Origin of the sequence: Lactococcus sp. EKM203L (genome assembly GCF_011800585.1) — a bacterium.
Lineage (GTDB): Bacteria > Bacillota > Bacilli > Lactobacillales > Streptococcaceae > Lactococcus > Lactococcus lactis.
Genome location: NZ_JAALEQ010000001.1, coordinates 566924 through 591707 on the forward strand (window position 1 = coordinate 566924; position 24784 = coordinate 591707).

At 36.1% G+C, this 24784-nt stretch carries 15 protein-coding genes; 12 read left to right on the forward strand and 3 right to left on the reverse strand.

The annotated features are described in order from the left end of the window. Positions 1–331 precede the first annotated feature (331 nt). On the reverse strand, positions 332–1699 hold the full coding sequence (locus HFD15_RS02950) for a sugar porter family MFS transporter (protein WP_025016702.1): 1368 nt from the start codon (positions 1697–1699) through the stop codon (positions 332–334). Between the two features lie 200 nt (positions 1700–1899). Here HFD15_RS02950 and HFD15_RS02955 point away from each other — a divergent pair, with 200 nt between their 5' ends. From HFD15_RS02955 to HFD15_RS02970, 4 genes are all read left to right on the forward strand, one after another. Further along, complete coding sequence (locus HFD15_RS02955) at positions 1900–3483, forward strand: xylulokinase (protein ID WP_058208507.1); 1584 nt, start codon at positions 1900–1902, stop codon at positions 3481–3483. A gap of 15 nt (positions 3484–3498) precedes the next feature. After that, entirely contained in the window at positions 3499–4200 is a 702-nt protein-coding gene (locus HFD15_RS02960) for an L-ribulose-5-phosphate 4-epimerase (RefSeq protein ID WP_167593183.1), read from the forward strand. A gap of 22 nt (positions 4201–4222) precedes the next feature. Continuing rightward, the gene (gene araA / locus HFD15_RS02965; protein ID WP_167593258.1) at positions 4223–5647 is read left to right on the forward strand and encodes an L-arabinose isomerase; all 1425 of its coding nucleotides are present in this window, start codon (positions 4223–4225) and stop codon (positions 5645–5647) included. Positions 5648–5795: 148 nt separating this feature from the next. After that, positions 5796–8264, forward strand: a complete 2469-nt coding sequence (locus HFD15_RS02970) for a phosphoketolase (RefSeq protein ID WP_058208508.1) — start codon at positions 5796–5798, stop codon at positions 8262–8264. A 94-nt stretch (positions 8265–8358) separates the two neighbouring features. Here the strand turns inward: HFD15_RS02970 and HFD15_RS02975 are convergent, their stop codons facing one another. Beyond that, entirely contained in the window at positions 8359–10512 is a 2154-nt protein-coding gene (locus tag HFD15_RS02975) for a GH92 family glycosyl hydrolase (RefSeq protein WP_058208509.1), read from the reverse strand. Further along, the gene (locus HFD15_RS02980; RefSeq protein WP_058208510.1) at positions 10509–11546 is read right to left on the reverse strand and encodes a LacI family DNA-binding transcriptional regulator; all 1038 of its coding nucleotides are present in this window, start codon (positions 11544–11546) and stop codon (positions 10509–10511) included. The genes HFD15_RS02975 and HFD15_RS02980 overlap by 4 nt, the downstream gene beginning before the upstream one ends. 274 nt (positions 11547–11820) lie before the next feature. On the opposite strand from HFD15_RS02980, the gene HFD15_RS02985 reads away from it, so the two are divergent. The 8 genes from HFD15_RS02985 to HFD15_RS03020 all read left to right on the forward strand — a co-directional run bounded on the left by HFD15_RS02985 (position 11821) and on the right by HFD15_RS03020 (position 24691). After that, the gene (locus HFD15_RS02985; RefSeq protein ID WP_043994803.1) at positions 11821–13080 is read left to right on the forward strand and encodes a glycoside hydrolase family 125 protein; all 1260 of its coding nucleotides are present in this window, start codon (positions 11821–11823) and stop codon (positions 13078–13080) included. A 34-nt stretch (positions 13081–13114) separates the two neighbouring features. Continuing rightward, complete coding sequence (locus HFD15_RS02990; protein ID WP_058208846.1) at positions 13115–15802, forward strand: alpha-mannosidase; 2688 nt, start codon at positions 13115–13117, stop codon at positions 15800–15802. Continuing rightward, complete coding sequence (locus tag HFD15_RS02995; protein ID WP_058208845.1) at positions 15799–16731, forward strand: sugar ABC transporter permease; 933 nt, start codon at positions 15799–15801, stop codon at positions 16729–16731. Before HFD15_RS02990 ends, HFD15_RS02995 begins: the two co-directional genes overlap by 4 nt. A gap of 55 nt (positions 16732–16786) precedes the next feature. Next, a complete protein-coding gene (locus tag HFD15_RS03000; protein ID WP_003130090.1) occupies positions 16787–17707 on the forward strand; it encodes a carbohydrate ABC transporter permease in 921 nt (306 codons plus the stop codon). Positions 17708–17809: 102 nt separating this feature from the next. Beyond that, the gene (locus tag HFD15_RS03005; protein WP_058208844.1) at positions 17810–19261 is read left to right on the forward strand and encodes an ABC transporter substrate-binding protein; all 1452 of its coding nucleotides are present in this window, start codon (positions 17810–17812) and stop codon (positions 19259–19261) included. A gap of 77 nt (positions 19262–19338) precedes the next feature. Next, complete coding sequence (locus HFD15_RS03010; protein ID WP_021723032.1) at positions 19339–20316, forward strand: family 20 glycosylhydrolase; 978 nt, start codon at positions 19339–19341, stop codon at positions 20314–20316. Beyond that, a complete protein-coding gene (locus HFD15_RS03015; protein WP_081042692.1) occupies positions 20309–21898 on the forward strand; it encodes an alpha-glucosidase in 1590 nt (529 codons plus the stop codon). Before HFD15_RS03010 ends, HFD15_RS03015 begins: the two co-directional genes overlap by 8 nt. Before the next feature lie 21 nt (positions 21899–21919). Continuing rightward, positions 21920–24691, forward strand: coding sequence for a discoidin domain-containing protein (locus HFD15_RS03020; RefSeq protein WP_167593182.1), 2772 nt, complete (start codon positions 21920–21922; stop codon positions 24689–24691). Positions 24692–24784 lie beyond the last annotated feature (93 nt).

Sequence of the window (24784 nt, forward strand, 5' to 3'; positions counted from 1 at the left end):
TCAGAGGAATGATCACTTAAGTTATCAATAAATTTAGGCTTTTATAAGAAAAGCAGAGCAAAAATTTAGATGATTAAGACAACCTTTCCCATTATAAGATAAGTCGTTTGGAAGCCGAGAGAATCATACATAGCTCTTGGACCCAATATATTGGATTTTTCGTCAGCAGTTAGCATTCCCATACAATAGTTCTCAACAGTAGCACTTTACTGAGTAAGTCAAAAAAAGTTTTCCATTAAGTTGTAGTGAAGTTGCATCAAGTTCAAAAAATCTATTGGTGTTAAAATTTGGCCTTTTTAAACCCAATTATTTTCATTTTCCATGTAGGAATTTAATTTTTTATATGTTTTTCAATTTCTTCAAGTGTACGGCCACGGGTTTCAGGGACGAAGAATTGGACAAAGAGCACTCCTAATAGACAAATTACACCAAATATAGCAAAAACAGCTTCTTGGCTCATTGATGCGGTCATAATTGGAAATAGAAGTCCAACGAGGAAGGAACCAATCCAGTTAAAGGATGAGGCTAATCCAGAGGCACGTCCTCGAATAGCTAAAGGGAATACCTCACCTACAAGCACCCAAGTTAATGGAGCCCAGGTACATGAATAAAGGGCGACGTAAATACACAAAAAGAAAACAATCATCATAGGACTCGAATTGGGTATGATGAAATTGATGATGGCTGGAAGAATAAAGGAGAGCCCCATGATACTTCCACCCAATCGGAGGAGAGTACGTCTATCAAAGCGATCAGCAATTACCAAGAAGAAAAGTGCACCAATCACGAGGATAATTCCCTGAATAATCGGCCACATCAATGCTTCACTAGCAGAGTGTCCTGTTGCTTTTTCTACAATCAGTGGAATGTAGTAGAAAATTGCATTAGCACCTTGAAATTGTTGAAAAGCAGCAACACCTAGGCCAGCTACTACTAAATACCTATAGCGACTTTTGAAGAGGGTTCCCCAGCTGGTAGAAGACAATGCAGCTGATTCTTGTTTAGCTGTATCTTGGATTGATTTTATTTCGTTTTCAATTTCGTCAGGTTTACGTATGAAGCTAAGAACTTGTTTAGCTTCATTTATTTTTCCAGATTTAATGAGGAATCGAGGGGACTCTGGCAAAGCTAATACCCCAAAGAAAAGAATTAATGCTGGAATTGCAGCAGCACCAAGCATAATACGCCAAGCAATATCCGTGGATAAATTTTTTAGAAAATAATCGGCGATATAAGATAAAAGCATACCAGAAACGATCATCACTTGATTAATACCTGACAGCCGTCCTCTAATATTAGCGGGTGACATTTCAGACATATATGATGGTACAAGGGCAGAAGCGGCTCCCACTGCTAGTCCCAATAAAATTCGGACAACGATTAAATAATATTGACCATCATGAGGGGAGATGGAAGAAAGTAACGAACCTACCATAAAAATTAGTGAGGAAATCAGAATCATTTTTCGTCGACCCAGACGATCGGACAAAAGTCCAGCTGCTGCACCACCAAAGATCGCGCCAAACATTACTGATGAAGTGATCCACCCTATAATTGTTGCATTGTTGGTTAAGCCCCAACTAGTTTGTAAAAAAGGGAGGGCTCCAGTCATAACTCCTATATCGTAACCGAATAGTATTCCGCCAAATGCCCCAAAAAAGTAGATAAAAGAAGCAGAAATTTTTTTATTAGTTTTCATGCTATTGAAAATCTCCTTATAAAATTATGTAATTATGTAAGCGCTGCGCTCTAAGCGTTTTCATTATACCTTTTATGTACGGACAAGTCAAGTGAGTTTTAAAAAATTTTTATTTTTTTCTTGACATGTCCGTACATAAGTGATAGTATTTGTTCTGTAAGCGCTACGCATTAGCGAATGATTAAGAAAAAGGAGAAAAAATGGTCTCTTTAAGAGCGGGAGAAATGTTAGATATTGTTGATGTCCGCACAAATTTGGGGATTGAGTTTGGGTCCACGCGAATAAAAGCGGTATTAATTGATTCCAAATTTCAGACAATTGCATCTGGAAGCTATGAATGGGAAAACAAGTTAGTTGATGGTTACTGGACTTATTCGACAGAAGAAGTATGGAAAGGGCTGCGAAGGAGCTATAGAGAACTAGCAACGGAAGTCTATAAAAAATATGGACTAATACTTGAAAAGGTTGCTTCGATTGGATTTAGCGCAATGATGCACGGCTATATGGCCTTTGATAAAACTGATAAACTTCTAATCCCTTTTAGAACTTGGAGAAATTCAACGACATCAGAAGCCTCAAGAATGTTGACAGAACTTTTTGATTTTAATATTCCTGAACGATGGACTATTGCTCATTACTATCAAGCGATACTAAATCGAGAAAAGCATATCAATCAAGTTGAATATTTAACAACTTTAGCTGGCTATGTCCATTGGCAATTGACAGGGGAAAAAGTTTTGGGAATTGGTGATGCTTCTGGAATGTTCCCGATTGACAGTGCAACAAAAACATATAATAAAAAATTTATTAATCTTTTTGAAAAAGAGACTTCAACGAGTTTAGAAAATATTTTTCCGAAAGTTTTACGAGCAGGTGAAAAAGCAGGTACATTAACAGAGCAAGGAGCATTTTTGATTGATCCTACCGGAGCTCTTAAAGCTGGAATTCCTCTTTGTCCGCCAGAAGGAGATGCAGGAACCGGGATGGTAGCGACAAATAGTATAGAGGTTCGCACGGGAAATGTTTCTGTTGGGACTTCAGCATTTGCGATGATTGTTCTTGAGAAGTCTCTTTCAAAGGTCTATCCTGAAATAGATATTGTGACCACTCCTGACGGAGAACTTGTTGGTATGGTTCATGCCAACAACTCTACTTCAGATATCAATGCCTGGATAAAGCTTTTTGAAGAATATACGACAAGTTTAGGAATTGCTGTTAATCGTGAGAAAATATTTTCAATACTTTTTAATAAAGCTTTGGAAGCGGATAATGATCTAGGAGGGCTATTAAGTTATGGTTATTTTTCTGGTGAAAATATAACAAAGGTAAGTGCAGGACGTCCTTTATTTGTTCGATTACCCGATGGTAATTTTAACTTAGCGAATTTTATGAGAACGCATATTTATAGCGCTTTTGGCGCAATGCGTATTGGTATGGATCTTCTAAAGCAGGAAAAAATCGAAATCAGCGGTTTAGTAGGACATGGAGGGATTTTCAAAACTCCAGAAGTTGGGCAGCAGATTTTAGCTGCTGCACTGCAAAAGCCTGTCACGGTTATGGAAACGGCAGGAGAAGGTGGTGCTTGGGGAATGGCTGTCTTGGGGGCATTCAGTTCGAGTGAAAATAATAATTTAAATGAATTCTTAAAAGAAAAAGTTTTTGCAGATGTTAAAAGTATTACAATAAATCCTAATCCTGAAGACGAAACAAGTTATAACTTGTTCATTAAACGTTATCGTGAAGGGCTTGATCTGGAGCGTCAAGCTGCTGAAAAAATAAATTAAATAGTAAGGAAAAAAATGTTAGAAGACTTAAAAGAAAAGGTATTAAAAGCAAATCTTGAACTTCCTGAACATCATCTTGTTGAATTTACTTGGGGAAATGCGAGTGCTTTTGATAAGGAAACAGGCTATTTTATCATTAAGCCAAGTGGGGTAGATTATGGGAGCTTAAAAGCATCTGACATGGTAGTGGTTGATTTGGAAGGGAAAGTTATTGAAGGAGAATTAAACCCATCGTCAGATACTCCAACGCACGCCGTACTCTACAAAAAATATCCGGAATTAGGTGGTATTGTCCATACACATTCGAATTGGGCAACTGCATGGGCAGAGTCAGGTGTAGATGTTTCGGCTATGGGTACAACTCATGCGGATACCTTCTACGGTCCGGTTCCTTGTACTCGCTACTTGACAAAGGAGAAAATTGATAAAGGATACGAGTATGAAACTGGTAAACTTATTATTGAAACTTTTGAAGAAAGAGGGATTGATATCTTAGATATACCAGCTGTTTTACTCCATGGGCATGGTCCCTTTACATGGGGGGGGGATGTTGAAGCTGCTGTATATAATGCAGTAGTTTTAGAAAATGTTTGTAAGATGAATATTTTTGCTCGTCAAATTAACAGTTATGCAGCGGATTTACCTCAAAGAATTTTAGATAAGCATTACTTACGTAAACATGGTAAAGATGCTTATTATGGACAAAAAAATAAATAATATGAAGAAAGTTGGTAGAAAAATGTTAGAAAATACTCAAAAAGAATTTTGGTTTGTTACAGGGTCTCAATTTTTATATGGTCCAGAAGCTTTGGCGACTGTTGAAAAAAATGCTCGAAAAGTAGTTGACGAAATGAATTATTCTGGTAGCCTCCCTTATCCAATTATTTTTAAAATAGTTGCAACAACTGCTGAAAATATTACTCAAATTATGAAGGAAGCAAATTATCAGGATGAAGTTGCGGGCGTGATTACATGGATGCACACCTTTTCTCCAGCCAAAAACTGGATTCGTGGGACACAACTTTTAAATAAACCCTTACTACACTTAGCTACTCAATTTTTGAACCATATTCCTTACAAAACGATTGATTTTGATTATATGAATGTAAATCAATCAGCTCATGGTGACCGAGAATATGCTTTTATCAATGCACGTTTGAAAAAAAATAATAAGATTATATTTGGCCATTGGGAAGATGATGAAATTAGACAACAAATCGCTAAATGGATGAATGTTGCGGTGGCTTACAATGAATCCTATAAAATAAAAATCGTTACATTTGCTGATAAAATGCGAGATGTCGCTGTTACGGACGGAGATAAAGTTGAAGCGCAAATTAAATTTGGCTGGACGGTTGATTATTGGGGAGTAGGTGATTTAGTAGAATATGTTAATGCTGTAGCAGAGAGTGATATTAATCAGCTTTATAAAGATTTACAAAGTAAATATGATTATATTGAAGGAAACAATAGTCCGGAAAAATTCGAAAAAAATGTTAAATATCAATTACGTGAATATTTAGGAATTAAGAAATTTATGGACGATAAAGGCTATAGTGCCTTTACTACTAACTTTGAAGACTTGGTAGGCTTAGAACAATTACCTGGACTTGCAGCACAATTACTTTTGGCTGATGGTTATGGATTCGCTGGAGAAGGAGATTGGAAAACAGCAGCACTTGTCCGTCTGTTCAAAATTATGGCGCATAATAAAGAAACAGTCTTTATGGAAGATTATACTTTGGATTTGCGTCAAGGACACGAAGCAATTCTTGGGTCACACATGCTTGAAGTTGATCCTTCAATAGCATCAGACAAGCCACGAGTTGAGGTCCATCCGTTAGATATTGGTGGTAAGTCAGATCCAGCACGCTTAGTATTCACAGGTATGATTGGTGAAGCTGTTGATATTACTATGGCAGATTATGGAAATGAATTTAAGTTAATTTCTTATGAGGTTACTGGAAATAAACCAGAAGAAGAAACTCCGTTTTTACCAGTTGCTAAGCAGCTCTGGACGCCTAAACAAGGATTAAAAGTTGGGGCTGAACAATGGTTAAAAGCAGGAGGGGGACATCATACTGTTTTATCTTTTGTGGTTGATTCAGAACAAATTGGTGATTTGTGTGCAATATTTGGACTAACTTATATTAATCTTGGATGAAAAATTTGAGAGAGAATTCTCTCTCTTTTCGTATTCGCTAATTTCAATAAACAAAAATATATAGCAATGTTTCCTAGTGGATATATGAACAAATTATTAGAATATTAAGCATAATTGACCTATAATGAAGGAAAATCAGGAGGAAAAAATGACAGAATATAATTCAGAATCTTATTTGAAAAAGCTTGATAAATGGTGGCGAGCAGCAACTTATCTTGGAGCAGGAATGATTTTCTTGAAAGAAAATCCTTTGTTCTCTGTGACAGGAACTCCAATTAAAGCAGAAAACCTTAAAGCCAATCCTATTGGGCACTGGGGGACGGTATCAGGACAAACTTTCCTCTATGCTCATGCCAATCGTTTAATCAATAAATATAATCAAAAGATGTTTTACATGGGGGGGCCCGGACATGGTGGACAAGCCATGGTTGTTCCTTCTTATCTTGATGGCTCATATACAGAAGCTTATCCAGAGATTACCCAAGATTTGGAAGGGATGTCACGTTTGTTTAAACGTTTCTCATTTCCTGGAGGAATAGGGTCACATATGACGGCGCAAACCCCTGGTTCACTTCATGAAGGAGGTGAGTTAGGTTATGTGCTATCACATGCAACAGGGGCTATTCTTGATCAACCTGAACAAATTGCTTTTGCTGTTGTTGGGGATGGAGAAGCTGAAACTGGACCGTTGATGACAAGTTGGCACTCTATTAAATTCATTAATCCTAAGAATGATGGGGCGATTTTACCAATTCTTGATTTAAATGGTTTTAAAATTTCAAATCCTACTTTGTTCGCTCGAACTTCAGATGTTGATATTCGTAAATTCTTTGAAGGACTGGGTTACTCACCTCGTTATATTGAAAATGATGATATTCATGATTACATGGCTTATCATAAATTAGCAGCTGAAGTTTTTGATAAAGCGATTGAAGACATTCATCAAATTCAGAAAGATGCGCGTGAAGATAATCGTTATCAAAATGGAGAGATTCCAGCTTGGCCAATTGTTATCGCACGTTTACCAAAGGGTTGGGGTGGTCCACGTTATAATGATTGGTCAGGTCCTAAATTTGACGGAAGAGGAATGCCGATTGAACATAGTTTCCGTGCGCATCAAGTTCCACTTCCGTTATCTTCTAAAAATATGGGAACTTTACCAGAATTTGTAAAATGGATGACTTCTTATCAACCGGAAACTTTATTTAATGCTGATGGAAGTTTGAAAGAAGAGTTGCGTGATTTTGCACCAAAAGGTGAGATGCGAATGGCTTCTAACCCTGTAACAAATGGGGGAGTTGATTCTTCTAATTTGGTCTTACCAGATTGGCAAGAATTTGCAAATCCAATTTCTGAAAATAATCGAGGAAAATTACTCCCTGATACAAATGACAATATGGATATGAATGTTTTGTCAAAATATTTTGCAGAAATAGTCAAACTTAATCCTACGCGTTTCCGTTTGTTTGGTCCTGATGAAACCATGTCTAATCGTTTCTGGGAAATGTTTAAGGTGACGAATCGTCAATGGATGCAAGTCATAAAAAATCCAAATGATGAATTTATCTCACCTGAGGGTCGGATTATTGATTCTCAATTATCAGAACACCAAGCAGAAGGTTGGCTTGAAGGTTATACTTTAACCGGACGCACAGGAGTATTTGCAAGTTATGAATCATTCTTGCGAGTCGTGGATTCAATGTTAACTCAACATTTCAAATGGATTCGTCAAGCTGCAGACCAAAAATGGCGCCATGATTATCCTTCGCTTAATGTTATTTCGACTTCGACTGTTTTCCAACAAGACCATAACGGTTATACTCACCAAGATCCTGGAATGTTGACTCATTTGGCTGAAAAGAAATCTGATTTTATCAGACAATATTTGCCAGCTGATGGAAATACTTTGCTTGCCGTATTTGACCGTGCTTTTCAAGATAGAAGTAAAATTAATCATATTGTAGCCTCTAAACAACCTCGTCAACAATGGTTTACTAAAGAAGAAGCTGAAAAATTGGCGACTGACGGAATTGCAACAATTGATTGGGCTTCAACGGCTAAAGATGGAGAAGCAGTAGATTTAGTTTTTGCCTCAGCAGGAGCTGAGCCTACAATTGAAACCCTGGCAGCTTTACATCTTATAAACGAAGTTTTCCCACAGGCAAAATTCCGTTATGTGAACGTGGTTGAACTGGGTCGGTTGCAAAAGAAAAAAGGGGCACTCAATCAAGAACGTGAACTCTCAGATGAAGAATTTGAAAAATACTTTGGCCCTTCAGGCACTCCAGTAATTTTTGGATTCCATGGGTATGAAGATTTAATCGAATCCATTTTCTATCAAAGAGGACACGATGGTTTGATTGTTCATGGTTACCGTGAAGATGGTGACATCACGACGACTTATGATATGCGGGTTTACTCTGAGCTTGATCGTTTCCACCAAGCGATTGATGCCATGCAAGTTCTTTATGTCAACCGAAAAGTTAATCAAGGTCTAGCGAAAGCTTTCATTGACCGAATGGAACGGACACTAGTTAAACACTTTGAAGTGACAAGAAATGAAGGAGTTGATATTCCTGAGTTTACTGAATGGGTTTGGTCTGATTTAAAGAAATAGGCTTAAATTTATAAAATAAAAAAAACACGCTGATTTTAATCAATCAAGCGTGTTTTTTTACTGACAGAATGATTAGGTCTGGTCTTGTCAGTAATTAATTTTCTGTCAGTGAATAAGGAAGTTGTTCGTTCGTATATTTAAGTGGATTTGGTACGATTCCTAAATCAAATTTTAGGGTTCCGCCTTTTATCAATTCTTCGTGCTTGATAAAAGTATCATTGACTTTTTTGTCAGTAAATGTGATTTGGTTGACGAAAACTTGTTGCGGAGCATTTGGTTCTGCAAGAATAGTAAGTTGCTGACCAGAGGAAAGGTTGATTCTAGCTTTGTCCCAGAGTGGAATTCCTAATACATATTGATTAGAAGCAGCTGTGACTGGATAGAATCCTAAACTTGAAAAAATATACCAAGCTGCCATTGTTCCATTATCTTCGTCACCAGGATAGCCCTTTGGACTATCATTAAATGTTTCTGTCAGTAAATTTTTGATTAAAGGCGTAGCCATCCAAGGTTTACCAATGTAGCTAAAAAGGTATGGGTAATGGAAACTTGGTTGATTTGAGATAGCCACTTGTCCAAATTCGATAGCAGCCATTTCACTCATTTCGTGAATTTCAAAACCATATCCTTCAACATTGAAATTTGGTCGTTGGTTGCAAAGCTCGATGAGTTTGTTTTCAAAATTTTCTCTTGAGCCATGTAGTTTAATCAATCCAGCAAAATCATGAAGAACTGACCAAGAAGTCTGCCAAGCAGAACCTTCTGCATAATCACGACCCCAACGAATATCTAAAAAGTCAGCTCTGAAATTTCCGTCAGCATCTTTTGCTCGCATAAAACCAGTTTCAGAATCAAAAATATTTTGATAGTTTTTTGCTTGATGGGCATAGAAGTCTGAAATTTCTTTGTCACCGGTTTGTTTCGCCACTTGAGAAATACAATAATCAGAAAATGCGTAATCTAAAGTGTGATTAACTGATTCATGGTGAGTGAGCGGAACATAACCAAGTTTTAGATAATCTTTTGTGCCACGACGGCCGTAATTAGAGTTTTCAGATTGACTTGTGGCTCCTTTTTTCATTGCTTCCAAAAACTCGGGCATCAAATCAGGACGAATGTTTTTGCTTGCAGCATCAGCAATGACAGCGTCTATCAAGGTACCGGGCATTAGACCACGTTCATCAGGAGAAAGCCATTTTGGAAGAAAACCAGTCGCACGATAAGAATTTAGGAAACCTTCGAGCATATCACCGTACTCGTCAACGGCTATTAGACTATAAAGCGGATAAACTGTTCGGAAAGTATCCCAGAAGCCATTGTTTGTATAGAGCGGGCCTTTCTTGACAGTTTTAGAGCTTGTATCGTAATGGATTTTTTGATGCTCTTGGTCAAATTCATAAAAAGTTTGTGGAAAGAGAAATGAGCGATAAAGATTGTGATAGAAAGTGGAAACTTCTTGTTGATTATGATGCTCAATTTCGATACGTGAAAAAAGGTTATTCCAAGCTGATTCAGCATTTTCCAAATATGTTTCTGCTGAATTATCTTGTTCACGCTCCAGATTAAGAGCGGCTTGTTCCTTGGAAATAAAAGAGGTAGCAAAATGTATTTGAACTTGCTTGGCTGCTTTGAAATCTAAGCGAACAGAAGAATCTTCATCAGATAAATTTCCACTTAAAACAAAAGGTTGGTCAGCAGTAAATTTGAGATAAAAAGTAAAATCTTCATCTTCGCAACCCGCAAAATTAATAATTGAAAGCTCTAAGCTGTAATCGTCAAGTTGTTGAAGTTCATAAGAACCGGGGAGATGAAGCATCAAGCCATTATCTTTGAGGCCTAAATTTTGATAATTCATTGATAGAATTCCACCATACATTGATGGAATTAACTGAGATGTAATCTGATAACGTAATTGAGTAATTTTGAGTTGCGTTGGATTAAAAGTTGATTCTTCTGGACGGTATGAACTCACTGTGTGCCATAAGGAAGTTTCAGGCAAAGGACCTGCAACAGGAGTCATTGTCAAATGTGAGAAATCTCCCATCCAAGGACTGGGTTGGTGAGTGATTCGGTAGCCTTCAAAGGTACGGTCTTCTGGATGAAACCACCAAGCTCCACGAGCAGCACCGGTTGAAGGGGCAAAATAATTCATTCCCCAAGGAAAACCAGTGTAAGGAAGGCAATTTCCATGTGAAAAAGTGGATTGGTTAGCAGTACCATGACGGGTATCAATTTTGTTTATCTTCATTTCAACTCCTCAGTTGTTTTTCTTTTAATTAAATTGATTGGAACTTTGACATCTTTGGGGGTTTGACCACTTTTAATCCAGTCTAAAAGCAGTTCGCCAGCGATTCTTCCCATGCCAATAAAATCTTGAGCAATGGTTGTTAATGGCGGATTTGATAGGCTTGCCGCTTGAATATCATCAAAACCAATAATTGATATATCATTTGGAACAGAAAAATGGCTATCTTGCAAAGTCTTCATAGTTTGAAGAGCGACTAAGTCATTTTCACAGATAAGTCCTGTGACTTTTTCATTATGAATAAGTTCCAAAACAGAACTTTCGGTGTAAAGTGAGTCATCAAGAGTAGTGTGAAACTTTATCCCTTGTTCTTTTAGAACTTTGACATATCCTAAGTATCGATTTCTTGTTGTTTGGGGATGGTGGGTATCATTACTAGCCACAAAAGCAATTCGTTTATGCCCTAAATTTAAGAGCGCTTGAGCAGCTTGCTCACCACCATTAAAGTTATCTGAGGAAACACAAGGAAATCCGAGGTCGTAAATTTGTTTATCTAAAAGAACGACAGGAAAGTTTTGTAGTGAAAGTTCTAATAAGATATCTAGATAATCTTCTGTATACATTGGATAGTAAATTAATCCATCAAAATTTTCTTTAATATCATCCGCTGTATTTTCTTTAAGGTAACTTGCGTAAGTGATAAATATGGTTGTGTTTTCAACTTTTAAAGCAGGAACCAAACCTTGTGTGAAATCTCCAAATGACATTCCTTCAAAAGGAATAATAAAGAGCACTCTTTTTAATAGTTTGGTATGGTTTTTATTTAATTCTTGAACAAAAGTTCCTTTTCCTCGTGTTCTACTGACAAGACCAAGCTGTTCTAATTCAGTAAGAGCTCTTTTTGCAGTAATGCGGCTAACTGAATAAGTCTCTGAGAGTTCTTTTTCAGTGGGAAGCTGGTCTCCTGATTTAAATGTTTTAGTGACAATTTTTTGCTTTAAATCATCGGAAATCTGCTGGTAGAGTGGTAAGCTCATAGAAGTATCCCTTTGTATTTTATTTGATATATCATATTTTACTCTTTTTTTATAAAAAAACAAGTCTTTTACAAGTGAAAATGATAAAAATAGGCTTTTTACCTCTATAAAATTCAGAAAAAATAAAAATAGATAACATAATTAATCTTATTTTAATAAAAAAGCGCTTGCAAAATATAGAAATTTATATTAAAATAACCTTAAATGATATATCAAATGAATTTTAAAAGGAGATGCAGTGAAAGCAAATATTCCAAAATCTGTTAAAAAGTTTATGAATGACATAACAATTCTTTGTGGAGAAGAACATAAAGAGTGGGCTGTAAACTTTAATCATTCTTTCTCAAACACACTTGAAACTACTTTAAGAGTGCATGATGACAGGACTACCTTTCTTTTAACAGGTGATATTCCAGCAATGTGGTTACGAGATTCGACAGCTCAAATGAGACCTTATTTGGTACTTGCACGTGAAGATGAAGAAATTCGTGATTTGATTGTTGGTTTAGTAAAAAAACAAATGATATATATTAATCTAGATCCTTATGCTAATGCTTTCAACGAAAGTGAAAACTTTGCTGGGCATCAGACAGACCATACCAACTTTAATGAACACAAAGGCTGGATTTGGGAAAGGAAGTATGAGATTGACTCCCTTTGTTATCCTATTCAACTCGCTTACTTAGTCTATAAAAACACAGGTTATACCAAACATTTTGATGAAGAATTTATCAAAGCTGTCAAAAACACCTTGAATGTTTTTAAAACAGAACAAAATCATGAGGATTCTCCCTACCATTTTGTTCGAGATACTGAGCGACATGAAGATACTTTAATAAGAGATGGAAAAGGAGCCAAGACAGCCTACACTGGAATGACTTGGTCAGGATTTAGACCAAGTGATGATGCTTGTGAGTATGGTTATTTGGTTCCGTCAAATATGTTTGCTGTCGTTATTTTGGATTATATCAAGGAAATTTTTACTGAGCTTCTATCTAATGAAGAAATTGCAAATGAAGCAAAGATTCTTAGAGATGAAATTCAAGAGGGACTTGAGAAATTTGCCAAAACTAAAAATCAACAAGGCGAAGAAGTTTGGGCTTATGATGTTGATGGACTTGGGAACAAAACTTTAATGGATGATAGCAATGTTCCCAATCTGATTGCAGCTCCATATTTGGGATTTTGTCAGGCTGAAGATGAAGTTTATTTGAAAACACGACAAACTTTATTGAGTAAAGAAAATCCTTATTACTATGAAGGAAAATATGCACGAGGAATTGGTTCTAGTCATACACCAGAAAATTATGTCTGGCCAATTGCTTTAGCAATGGAAGGAATGACTACAAATGATAAGAGCGAAAAAGAACGAATCTTAAATCATTTGGTCGAAACAGACGCTGGAACACATTTGATGCATGAAGGATTTGATGTCAATAATCCACAAAATTACACTAGAGAATGGTTTAGCTGGGCTAATATGATGTTTTGTGAGTTAGTCATGGATTATTTTGATATCCGAATTGAAAAATAAGTTAATGAGATTAGTTTTAGAAAGATAGAGCTTTATGAAAAAGAAAACGGTACATATCATCTCTCACAGTCATTGGGATCGAGAATGGTATATGGCTTATGAAGAACATCATATGCGTTTAGTCAATTTAGTGGATGATTTACTTGATTTATTCAAGGAAGATCCTGAGTTTGATAGCTTTCATTTGGATGGACAAACGATTATTTTAGATGACTATTTGCAAGTACGTCCCGATCGTCGTGAGGAAGTACAAGCAGCAATTTCAGCTGGAAAATTGAAAATTGGTCCATTTTATATCTTACAAGATGATTTCCTCATTAGTTCTGAATCAAACGTTCGTAATATGCTTGTTGGGCGTAAAGAATCGGAGCGTTGGGGGGCTCCAGTTGAGTTGGGGTATTTCCCTGATACTTTTGGGAATATGGGCCAAACGCCACAAATGATGAAAGCGGCAGGACTTAGCGCTGCAGCTTTTGGTCGAGGAGTGAAGCCAATCGGGTTTGATAATCAAGTTTTGGAACAATCAGAGGAAGCCTATAGTTCGCAATTTTCAGAAATGTGGTGGGAAGGTCCTGATGGGACAAAAATTCTTGGAATTCTATTTGCCAATTGGTATTCAAATGGAAATGAAATTCCTGCTGAAAAAGCAGCAGCACTTGACTTTTGGAATCAAAAATTAGCAGATGTTGAAAAATTTGCTTCGACATCACATCTCTTAATGATGAATGGCGTGGATCATCAACCAGTTCAGAAAGATTTGAGCAAAGCGATTCGCTTGGCAAATGAACTTTTCCCAGATTATGAGTTTGTTCATTCTAATTGGCCAACTTATTTAGAAGCTGTAAGGTCAGATTTGCCTGAAAACTTATCTACGGTAACAGGGGAACTAACCTCACAGGAAACTGATGGCTGGTACACTTTAGCAAATACGGCTTCGAGTCGAGTTTATCTCAAACAATGGAATACAAAAGTTGAGCGTCAGTTAGAAAATGTTACAGAACCTCTCGCCAGTTTAGCTTATCGGGTGACAGGAGAGTATCCGCACGACAAATTGACTTATGCTTGGAAAACTTTGATGCAAAATCATCCACATGATAGTATCTGTGGTTGCTCTGTTGACGAAGTTCATCGTGAAATGATGACACGTTTTGAAAAAGCGAATGAAGTAGGAAAATATCTTGCTGATGATGCATTATTTGAACTCGCTAAAGTGATCGACTTTGAAGGCCAACATCCTTTTGTAGTTTTTAATACAGCTGGACATTCTAAAACAGGTGAGGCTGAAGTTGAAGTAGTTCTTGAGCGTAAATTATTTAAAGAAGGAATTCCTGAAAAACTTTATGATGAACTAAAGGCACAGCCCAAGGCAACTTATAAAGTAATCAATCGTGAAGGTCAAGAAGTCCCAGCTGAAATCAGTGAAGAAGAAGTCTTATTTGATTATGATTTACCGAAAGATCGTTTCCGAGTTCCTTACATGAAACGATTTGTGAAAGTGAAATTATTTTTAAATGAAATGAGTGCTTTTTCTTGGGAAAGTTTTGATTTGGTACTTACTGACGATGCTGACAGTTCTGTCAATAATAATGAAAGTATGATTTCTGGTCAAACTATTGAAAATGAAAGTTTGAAACTGACAGTTAATCATAATGGAACATTGAGTATTTTTGATAAGTCGCTCAATAAAGTTTTTAAAGATTTGCTTGTCTTTGAAGACACTGGTGATATTGGAAATGAATATATCTATTTCCAACCTAAAAATACCAAACCAATTCTTTCTACTGACAGTCCTGTTGAGTTTTCAATTATTACTGACAGAGCAGAAATTGCGGAAGTTCAGCTTAAACAAGTGCTGATGATTCCTGAATCTGCTGACGAATTATTGGATGAGGAACAAAAAAAGGTTTTGGAATTCCGTTATCGTAATGCTGGTCGTTCTGATAAACTTTTGCCTTTAGAGGTAACAAGCAAAATCACTGTACGTAAAAATTCAAAAAAAGTTGATTTTGAAACAAGCATTGATAACCAAATGAAAGATCACAGACTTCGTGTACTATTCCCAGCGGGATTAACAAGCGAAAATCACGAAGCTGACAGTATTTATGAAGTAGTGACAAGACCTAATGTTATGCCTGAAACTTGGGAAAATCCAACAAATCCACAGCATCAGCAAGCTTTCGTTAATCTTCATAATGAAGAATATGGTTTAACTGTTGGTAATTTTGGCTTAAATGAATACGAAATTACTGACAGTGCAAATATTGCATTAACTTTACTTAGAGGAGTTGGCGAACTTGGTGATTGGGGTTACTTCCCAACACCAGAGGCTCAAACTTTAGGACGTCATACTTTTAACTATAGTTTAGAATTTCATGGACCGGCTTACGAACGTTATGAAACTTATCAACATGCTTATGTTGCACAAGTTCCATTTTCAACGGTAGAACTGACAAATCCGTCAGCAGAAAAAAATTTACCGTCAGCTGGGAAAATATTAGAAATTGATACTGATAAATTTGCTATCACGGCATTGAAACGTCGCGAATCAGATAATGGTCTAGTTTTACGAGGCTACAATATGTCTGGTCAGTCATTAAGTTTAGCGCTCGAAGAAGAAGCGAAATTACTTAATTTACTCGAAGAGGAAATTGAAGCAGACTCACAAACACAAATTGCAGCTCACGAAATCCGGACTTTGTTGATTAAGGAGAAAAATCAATGAAAAAATTTTTTCGGAATATTTGGCGCTATAAAGCACTGATAATTATGGCTCTGCCAGGTGCAATTTGGATGATATTCTTCTTTTATATTCCAGTATTTGCAAATGTGGTGGCTTTTAAAGATTTTCATATTGACCCAGATGGATTTTTGGCCAGTTTGACCAATAGTCCTTGGGTAGGATTTAAAAACTTTGAATTCCTCTTTTCTTCCGGTGCTGCTTTTGATATCACAAGAAATACGGTTCTTTATAATGTTGGGTTTATTACACTGAACTTGATTATTTCTATTGCGTTTGCAATTATCATGAGTGAATTAAGAAATAAAAAGTTGGTAAAAGTGTATCAAACGATGTCACTTCTTCCTTATTTCCTTTCATGGGTTGTTATTTCTTACTTTGTTTATGCCTTCTTGGCACCAGGAAACAAAGGGATTTTCAACCAAATGATTATGCATAATGGTGGGGTGCCAGTCAATTGGTATCAAGAACCAAAATATTGGGTCTTCATCATCCTCTTCATTGGTGTTTGGAAGGGAATTGGTTATAATTCGATTATTTACTTTGCAACAGTAATGGGAATTAACCCAACCTACTATGAAGCAGCAATGGTTGATGGAGCAACAAAATGGCAACAGATTAAAAATATTACCATTCCTCAAGTTGTTCCACTGATGACGATTTTGACAATCTTAGCCGTTGGAAATATTTTCCGTGCTGACTTTGGTCTTTTCTATAATGTTCCACGACAATCAGGTGCTTTGACACCAGTAACGCAGGTCCTTGATACCTATATCTATAATGGATTAGCTAACACTGGTGACTTAGGAATGGCGACGGCAGCAGCGCTTTATCAATCGGTAGTAGGATTCATTCTTCTAATGATTACAAACTTCTTTGCCCGCAGACTTGATAGTGATTCAGCATTATTCTAAGAAAGGAGGAAGCTAGTAGGTCAAGCCTTTTATCAAACTTGAAAGCTAATAATATATGAAAAAGAAAAAAATAGCCTCATTATCTGTTCGAGGATTTAATCGTCCAGTTAACTTTGTTTTTAATATCGTCATTGCACTTTTTGCAATCTCTTGTGTCTTACCTTTCCTCTTTGTCTTAGCCATTTCGCTGACAAAAGAATCGGCTTTGCAACAATTCGGTTATAGCTTTTGGCCACGAGAATGGAGCTTTTATGCTTATACATTCTTATTTGACCAAATGAAAGATAAAATGTTGCAATCATTGTTTGTCACAGTACTTGTTACGGTTCTAGGGACTGCAATTAATTCTACAGCAACTTCACTTTATGCTTATGCGATTTCTAGAAATAACTTTCCTTTCCGTCGATTCTTTACAATCTTTTGTTTGATCACTATGTTGTTCTCACCTGGGATGATTGCGAATTACTTGGTAATGACTAATCTTCTACAATTGAAAGATACAATTTGGGCTTTGATTTTGCCAATGGCTGTCTCGCCATTTAACATCATTGTTATGAGAACTTTCTTTAAACGTTCAGTTCCAGATTCAATTATTGAATCTGCCCGAATTGACGGAGCAAGTGAACTTAGAATTTTCACTCAAATTGTTCTTCCTTTAGCAGTACCTGGGATTGCAACCATTTCCCTCTTTGCGGCCTTAGGATATTGGAATGACTGGTTTAATGCTCTTCTTTATATCTCAAACGATAAATTGATTCCATTGCAATATTTGCTGATGAAAGTTCAAAACAACTTACAATTCTTAACACAAAATGCAGGAGCAGGCTCACAGATTGCCGGAGGTTTAGCGGCTCTCCCTGGTGAATCAGCACGTATGGCAATTGTTATCATTTCAACTTTACCAATTGCGATTAGTTATCCATTCTTCCAACGTTATTTTGTCAAAGGTTTAACCATTGGTGGCGTTAAAGAATAAGAAGACTCTGCTTATTTAGCAGAGTAAATTTAGACGCTTAAAGAAAGCGCAAACATTAATAAAGTTAAAAAAATTGGGGAAACCCTAAAGGAGCATACTCTAATGAAAAATTATCAAAAAGTTGCACTCGGTACCGTATCAGTGCTTGCAGCCTTTACACTTGTGGCTTGTGGTTCATCTGCGAAGTCAAAAAGTAGTTCTGGTAAAACAACTTTACACATGTACCAGATTGGTGATAAGCCAGACAATTACAAAGAATTGATGGCTAACGCTAATAAAATTCTTGAGAAAAAAGCTGGTGTGAAATTGGACATTAGCTATATTGGTTGGGGGGATTACGCTCAAAAAATGAACGTCATCGTTTCATCTGGTGAAGCTTATGACATTGCTTTTGCCCAAGATTATGCAACAAATGCCGCTAAAGGTGCCTTTGCTGATTTAACTGATTTAGCCCCTAAATATGCCAAGACAGCTTATAATGAACTTAATCCTGCTTATATTGAGGGAAATAAAATCAATGGAAAACTTTATGGATATCCTGTAAATGGTAATATTTATGCTCAACAGGTGATTACTTTTAACAAACAATATTTGGATAAATATAATTTATCAATTGACGGCGTTGATTCATTTGCTTCTGCTGAAAAAGTGATTGAAGAATTCCATAAAAAAGATCCTAATGTTGCAGCTTTTGCCATTGGTCAAGGTTTCAAAACACCAGGTAATGTTGACTATGTCCTTGGAAATGGTTTGCCATTTGCTGTAGATACAACAGGGGATGGTAAAAAAATCCAAAATGTTTATGACATTCCTGCCTATATTGATAATTTGAAGAAAATGCATGATTACTATACTAAAGGTTTAATTCCGGCCGATGCAGCTACTTCAAATACTGCATTTGACTTGAATTCAAATAACTGGTTCACTCGTGTCGAAACACAAGGTCCTTACGATTACGGCGATACTATTTTGACTCAAGCAGCAGGACAAACACTTGTATCTAAAGCAGTAACTAATCCATTGATTACAACTGACCAAGCTCGTATGGCTAACTTCGTTGTTTCAAATACCTCTAAACATAAAGAAGAAGCGATTAAAGCACTTGGAATCATCAATAGTGACGCTGAACTTTTAAATGGTTTAGTTTATGGTGTTGAAGGACAACAATGGGAAAAAACTGGTGATAAGAAAATTAAATTACTTCCTTCATACAGTGAAGGGGTAAAACATATGGCTGCTTGGAATACAGGAAATAATGCCATTCTTTATACAACTGATGCGGTTACCAATGAAATGATTACTAAACGTGACCAATCAATTAAAGATGCAAAAGTTTCACCATTGCTTGGCTTTACTTTTGACCAATCAAAAGTGAAATCTGAAATTTCAAACTTATCAAATGTCATGAGTCAATATTTGGATCAATTGAACACAGGATCTGTTGACCCAGTTCAAACTTTACCAAAACTCAAAGCTGAATTGAAAAAAGCAGGTTATGATAAAGTTCAAAAAGAAATGCAAAGTCAATATGATACTTATCTAAAAAATAAATAAGAGGTAAACAAATCCAAGATCTCCTTTCTAAATTCATTTTGAAACTAGTTTGGAGGTCTTATTTTATTGGAATTATTATGGAAAAAGGATTATTAGTCGATATTGGACGAAAATATTGGTCAATAGCAGAGTTAAAAAGATTAGTTCTTTTACTTCAAGAGCATAAGCTGACCCATTTACAACTTCATCTCAATGAAAATGAAGGATTTGCGCTAAATTTTACTGACAGCCCTGTCAGTAAAAAATATTCAGAAAATATGCTCAAAGAATTGAAAGAATTTGCAAAAACACACGAAATCACTTTGATTCCTGATTTTGATAGTCCAGGTCACATGGGCTCCTTGTTAGAGCAAAATCCTGAATTTGCACTACCTGACAGCAATCAACAAGCGGTAGATGTTACTAATCCAGCAGTCATTGATTGGATTATCGGAATAATTGATAAGATAGTCGATATTTTCCCAGATTCAGATACTTTTCATATCGGGGCTGATGAATTTATTGATTTTCGGCAAATTGAAAAATATCCTTATTTAGTGGAGAAAACTCGGGAAAAATATGGAAATAAGGCAAGTGGTTTAGAGTTTTATTATGACTATGTTAATCAATTGACCGAGCATTTGCAGAAAAAAGGAAAACAAGTTCGTATTTGGAATGATGGATTTTTACGAAAAGACCTTCAGTCATTGGTTCCTTTGAATAAAAATGTGGAGATTTGTTATTGGACAAACTGGGACAAAGGGATGGCAGAAGTCAAAGAATGGTTAACTAAGGGTTATACCTTAATAAATTTTTGTGATAATGACCTTTATTATGTTTTAGGTGAAGAAGCAGGCTATTCTTATCCAACGGCTGAAAAACTGGAAAGGGAAGGAAAAATTCAAAAATTTTCTGGTCAGCAATATTTAAATCAAGAAGAGATGAAAGCTGTCAGAGGAACTTACTTTTCGATTTGGGCTGACAATGCTGCAGCTAAGTCTGTCAGTGAAATTTTAGACGATCTTAGCAAGGTACTTCCGGTATTTATGAAAATTTATGGAGGAAATGATGAATAATTGGTGGAAAAAAGCAGTCATTTATCAAATTTATCCCCGGTCATTTAAGGATTCAAATGATGACGGAATTGGTGACATCAATGGAATAATAGAGAAATTAACTTATCTTGAAAAACTAGGAGTGGATGGTATTTGGCTATCTCCGATTTATCAATCCCCGATGGTTGATAATGGTTATGACATTAGTGATTACTATAAAGTTGACCCACTTTTTGGCACAATGGCTGATTTTGAAGCGCTCATAGAAAAAGCAAAGCAACTTAATATTCGTGTCATTATGGACTTGGTTGTCAATCATACTTCTGACCAACATTTGTGGTTTAAAGAATCCAAAAAATCTAAAAATAATCCGAGAAGAGATTTTTATATTTGGCGGGATCAACCGATTGGAGAATTTAAAAATTGGACTTATGACTCAAGCACTCAACAATATTATTTTCATCTTTTTAGTCCACAGCAGCCTGACTTGGATTGGGAAAATGAAGAAGTGCGTAAGGAAATTCATAAGATGATGAATTTTTGGTTGGCTAAGGGAATTTCTGGTTTTAGATTAGATGTCATTGATTTGATTGGAAAAAAACCAGATCAAGAAATCACGGTTAATGGTCCAAAACTGCATGATTATCTAAAAGAGATGAATTTAGCAACTTTTGGTAAAAAGGACTATCTCACTGTTGGTGAAGCTTGGTCAAGTTCACCAGAATTAGCAAAGTTATATAGTGGCCCCACTCGTCATGAACTTTCAATGATTTTTGGTTTCTGGCATCTATTGACATCAGCAGGAAACGGGGACAAATGGAAAAAACTCCCCTTAAATGTTCCAAAGCTAAAAGAAGCAATGACCGCTTGGCAGAAATTGACGCCAAATGAAGCATGGAATTCTCTTTTTCTAGGCAATCACGATTTGCCACGCATTGTCTCTTTTTGGGGAGATGAGAGAACATATAGAGAAAAATCAGCCAAAGCTTTTGCAATTCTCTTTCATTTGATGCGTGGCACTCCTTTTATTTATCAAGGCGAAGAATTAGGAATGACCAATTTTCCTTTTGAAAATCTGTCAGCAATAAATGACGTAGAATCACATGAATATTTTACTGACAGAAAAAAAGAAGGACATTCAGAAGAAGAAATTATCAAAGTTTTGCGAGAAATGAGTCGTGATAATGCTAGGACGCCAATGCAATGGACCAGTGATGAGAAAGCTGGTTTTACAAAAGGGAAACCTTGGCTTTCTATCAATCCTAATACTAAGATAATAAATGCTGACCAAGCTGTCAGTGATTCTAACTCTGTATTTTATACTTATCAAAAGTTAATCAAACTTCGTCACCAAGAAAATTGGCTGATAGAAGCAGATTTTGAATTACTTGAAAGTGCTGACGAAATCTTCGCATACTTGAGAAAAACGACAACAAGAACTTTTCTGGTGGTCGCCAATTTATCAAATTTAGTCCAACGTTTTGAAAGTTCTTTTGTCAAAAAAAATGAAATCATCAGTAATGACAGCTTTCCAGATTTACTGACAGACATAGAAATTCAACCTTGGCAAGCTTTTGCTTTAGAAATAAAAAATCTTGATTAATAAATTTTATTGGAGGATTTTATGAAAAAATCGAAAAAATTTTTTATTAGAATATGCCTTTCTACAGGAATTTTGGCATCTGCAACTTTACTGACAGCTTGTTTTGGAACTTCAGCAAAACATGTGAAAGCTAATTATAAAGTGACAGCAGAAGCAATTCCAGATTACCAAAGTAAGAATGCTCCCATTTCATCTTATTGGATGCCTGATAAATTTCTAGAATGGTCAGCGGAAAATGACAAAGATTTAGTTTACAATCAATCCCGAGTGCCACTTACCAAAAGAATTTCTCCTGATAAACTAAGTCCATCCAATCAAAATCAGAACAAAAAGACAAAAATTGTCGCCTTGTCGATGATGAACTCACAAACTTCTGGAAATCCTTCGCGGGGCACGACAAAATTTGAGAGCTATACTTTTGATTATTGGCAATACATTGACACACTGGTTTATTGGGGTGGCTCATCTGGTGAAGGAATAATTGTAACTCCATCAGCAGATGTTATTGATGAAGCACACAGCAATGGTGTTCCGGTACTTGGAACAATTTTCTTACCGCCTAAAGAATACGGTGGAAAAGTAGATTGGGTCAAAACAATGCTCAAAAAAGATGAGCAAGGACAATATCCATTTGCCAGTCAAATGGTTAAGGTTGCCAAGACTTATGGATTTGAGGGATGGTTTATCAATGAAGAAACCCAAGGGCTAAATGCTGACGATGCAGCTAACATGAAAGCCTTGATTCAACAGGTGAAAAAAGAAGATTCTAGTCTTCAAATCATGTGGTATGATGCCATGACTAAAGATGGAAAAGTGGATTGGCAAAATCAGTTAAATGACCAAAATGCGACATTTGTACAAGATAAAGCAGCAGACGCGATGTTTTTAAATTTCTGGTGGACTCAAAATAATTTGGCCGACCAAAAATTACTTGAAAAATCGAATCTCTATGCTAAAAATCACAATATTGACCCTTATAATACTTATGCCGGAATAGATGTGCAAGCGAAAGACGTCCAAACTCCAGTTAAATGGAACATTTTAGAAAAAGGAAATCAAGCCACTCAAACATCAATTGGACTCTATGCAGCAAGCGCTACCTATACTAACGCAAGTAATTGGGATGATTTTCAAAATCGTGAATCAGCATTCTGGGTCAATCAAAAAGCAGACCCTCGTCAAGTTGATCACTCTGTTAATGAATCATGGACAGGACTTTCCAAATATGTTCTGGAAAAATCAGCAATAAGCGGTAATGAATTTAATACTAATTTTAATTTAGGAAATGGTTATAACTATTTTAAAGCTGGTCAAAAAATCTCAGAAATGGATTGGAACGACCGCAGTTTAGCAGGTATTTTACCATCTTACCGCTGGATTATTGACAACGAAGGAAAAAATAAAATAAGTCCAAGCTTCGACTTTGCAAATGCTTATAACGGTGGAAATTCACTGAAATTTATGGCTGAACATTTAGATGCAGGGAAAAGCTCAAACATCACATTGTTTGCTAGTGATTTGAAAATTGCTAAAGGAGCAAAATTCTCTGTTAGTATGCGCTCAGACCAAGCGCTTAAAGTTTCTGCAATCTTAGAACTAGCAAATGGTCAAAAAGTTAGCATTACAGGAGATAAAAGCCTGACTGAGAATTGGTCAGAAATAAGTTTTGATGTTAAGAAATTTGAAGGTCAAACAATCAAAAAAATCGGTTTAAGCATAAAATCTGATCAAGCAATGGATTTTAAAGGCATTAATCTAGGAGAAATGACTTTGACCAATGGTCAAAAAGTCGCTCCAATCGTACTTTCGGATGCAAAAGTAACTGATGAAGCTTTTGAAGAAGAAGGAACAGTAGGCGGTTTTAGACTTTCTTGGAAATCAGATGCAAATAAAAATAATTTTTCTACTTATGAAATCTATCAGTTGAATGATGATGGAAGTAAAGAATTTTTAGGAGCAAGCAATATCAATGCCTTCTTTGTTAATGCCTTAAAACGCGGCAAAAATATCAATTCAACAAAATTTGAAATTGTCCCAATTAATAATGCTGGAGAATCTGGACATTCAGTTACGACCTCTGTGAAATGGCCAGATAATTCATTAGCTAAAGCGGCATTTGTAGCAGATAAAACCCTAGTTACGATTGGTGAAAAAGTAACTTTAATGAATCAATCTAATCTAGCTTCCGTCAAATATAAATGGGAAATTGATGGTGCAAGTCCCGCTACTTCTACAGAAAAGAATCCTCAAGTAAGTTTTGATAAAGCAGGGAGTTATTCCGTCAAATTAACGGCCATCAATGAAAAAGGACAAGAAGATTCAGTCACTCAAACTGAACTGATTACTGTAATTGATCAACCAGTAGAATTAACAAATTTTGCATTAAATCAATCCGTTCAAGTAGACAGTTTCACTAATGAATCTGAATCAGGACCAAAAGCAGTTGATGGAAAATTAAATACCAAATGGTGTGCCGTTGGCACAGGTAAACACAATATTACAATTGACCTTGGGAAATCAGAAAAAATCAATCAAGTCCTGATTGACCATGCGCAAAAAGGAGGAGAATCGCCTGACATGAATACTTCTGATTACACCATTGAGATTTCAAAGGATAATCAAAATTGGACAGAAGTTGTCAACGTTAAGAAAAATAAATTGGGGGAAACCAAAGACTCTTTCAAACAGACAGAAACGCGTTACGTTAGAATCACAGCCATTAAACCAACACAAGGAGCAGATACCGCTGTTCGTTTATATGAAATACAAGTATTAGGACAAAAAAATAGCTAACAAAGGGCTGTAAAAACTTGCCATAAAAGCAAAGAAAAGGCTATCATGAAAACCCTAACATTTCATTGGAAAAGTGTTATAATGAAGTAATAA

What these genes read in the sequence shown, in the direction of transcription:
- HFD15_RS03000 (WP_003130090.1), top strand. Translation starts at nt 16,787, where the DNA reads ATGAAAAAGAAAAAAATAGCCTCATTATCTGTTCGAGGATTTAATCGT.
- HFD15_RS02990 (WP_058208846.1), top strand. Translation starts at nt 13,115, where the DNA reads ATGAAAAAGAAAACGGTACATATCATCTCTCACAGTCATTGGGATCGA.
- HFD15_RS02975 (WP_058208509.1), bottom strand. Translation starts at nt 10,512, where the DNA reads ATGAAGATAAACAAAATTGATACCCGTCATGGTACTGCTAACCAATCC.
- HFD15_RS02985 (WP_043994803.1), top strand. Translation starts at nt 11,821, where the DNA reads ATGAATGACATAACAATTCTTTGTGGAGAAGAACATAAAGAGTGGGCT.
- HFD15_RS02970 (WP_058208508.1), top strand. Translation starts at nt 5,796, where the DNA reads ATGACAGAATATAATTCAGAATCTTATTTGAAAAAGCTTGATAAATGG.
- HFD15_RS03015 (WP_081042692.1), top strand. Translation starts at nt 20,309, where the DNA reads ATGAATAATTGGTGGAAAAAAGCAGTCATTTATCAAATTTATCCCCGG.
- HFD15_RS03005 (WP_058208844.1), top strand. Translation starts at nt 17,810, where the DNA reads ATGAAAAATTATCAAAAAGTTGCACTCGGTACCGTATCAGTGCTTGCA.
- araA (WP_167593258.1), top strand. Translation starts at nt 4,223, where the DNA reads ATGTTAGAAAATACTCAAAAAGAATTTTGGTTTGTTACAGGGTCTCAA.
- HFD15_RS02995 (WP_058208845.1), top strand. Translation starts at nt 15,799, where the DNA reads ATGAAAAAATTTTTTCGGAATATTTGGCGCTATAAAGCACTGATAATT.
- HFD15_RS03010 (WP_021723032.1), top strand. Translation starts at nt 19,339, where the DNA reads ATGGAAAAAGGATTATTAGTCGATATTGGACGAAAATATTGGTCAATA.
- HFD15_RS02980 (WP_058208510.1), bottom strand. Translation starts at nt 11,546, where the DNA reads ATGAGCTTACCACTCTACCAGCAGATTTCCGATGATTTAAAGCAAAAA.
- HFD15_RS03020 (WP_167593182.1), top strand. Translation starts at nt 21,920, where the DNA reads ATGAAAAAATCGAAAAAATTTTTTATTAGAATATGCCTTTCTACAGGA.
- HFD15_RS02950 (WP_025016702.1), bottom strand. Translation starts at nt 1,699, where the DNA reads ATGAAAACTAATAAAAAAATTTCTGCTTCTTTTATCTACTTTTTTGGG.
- HFD15_RS02955 (WP_058208507.1), top strand. Translation starts at nt 1,900, where the DNA reads ATGGTCTCTTTAAGAGCGGGAGAAATGTTAGATATTGTTGATGTCCGC.
- HFD15_RS02960 (WP_167593183.1), top strand. Translation starts at nt 3,499, where the DNA reads ATGTTAGAAGACTTAAAAGAAAAGGTATTAAAAGCAAATCTTGAACTT.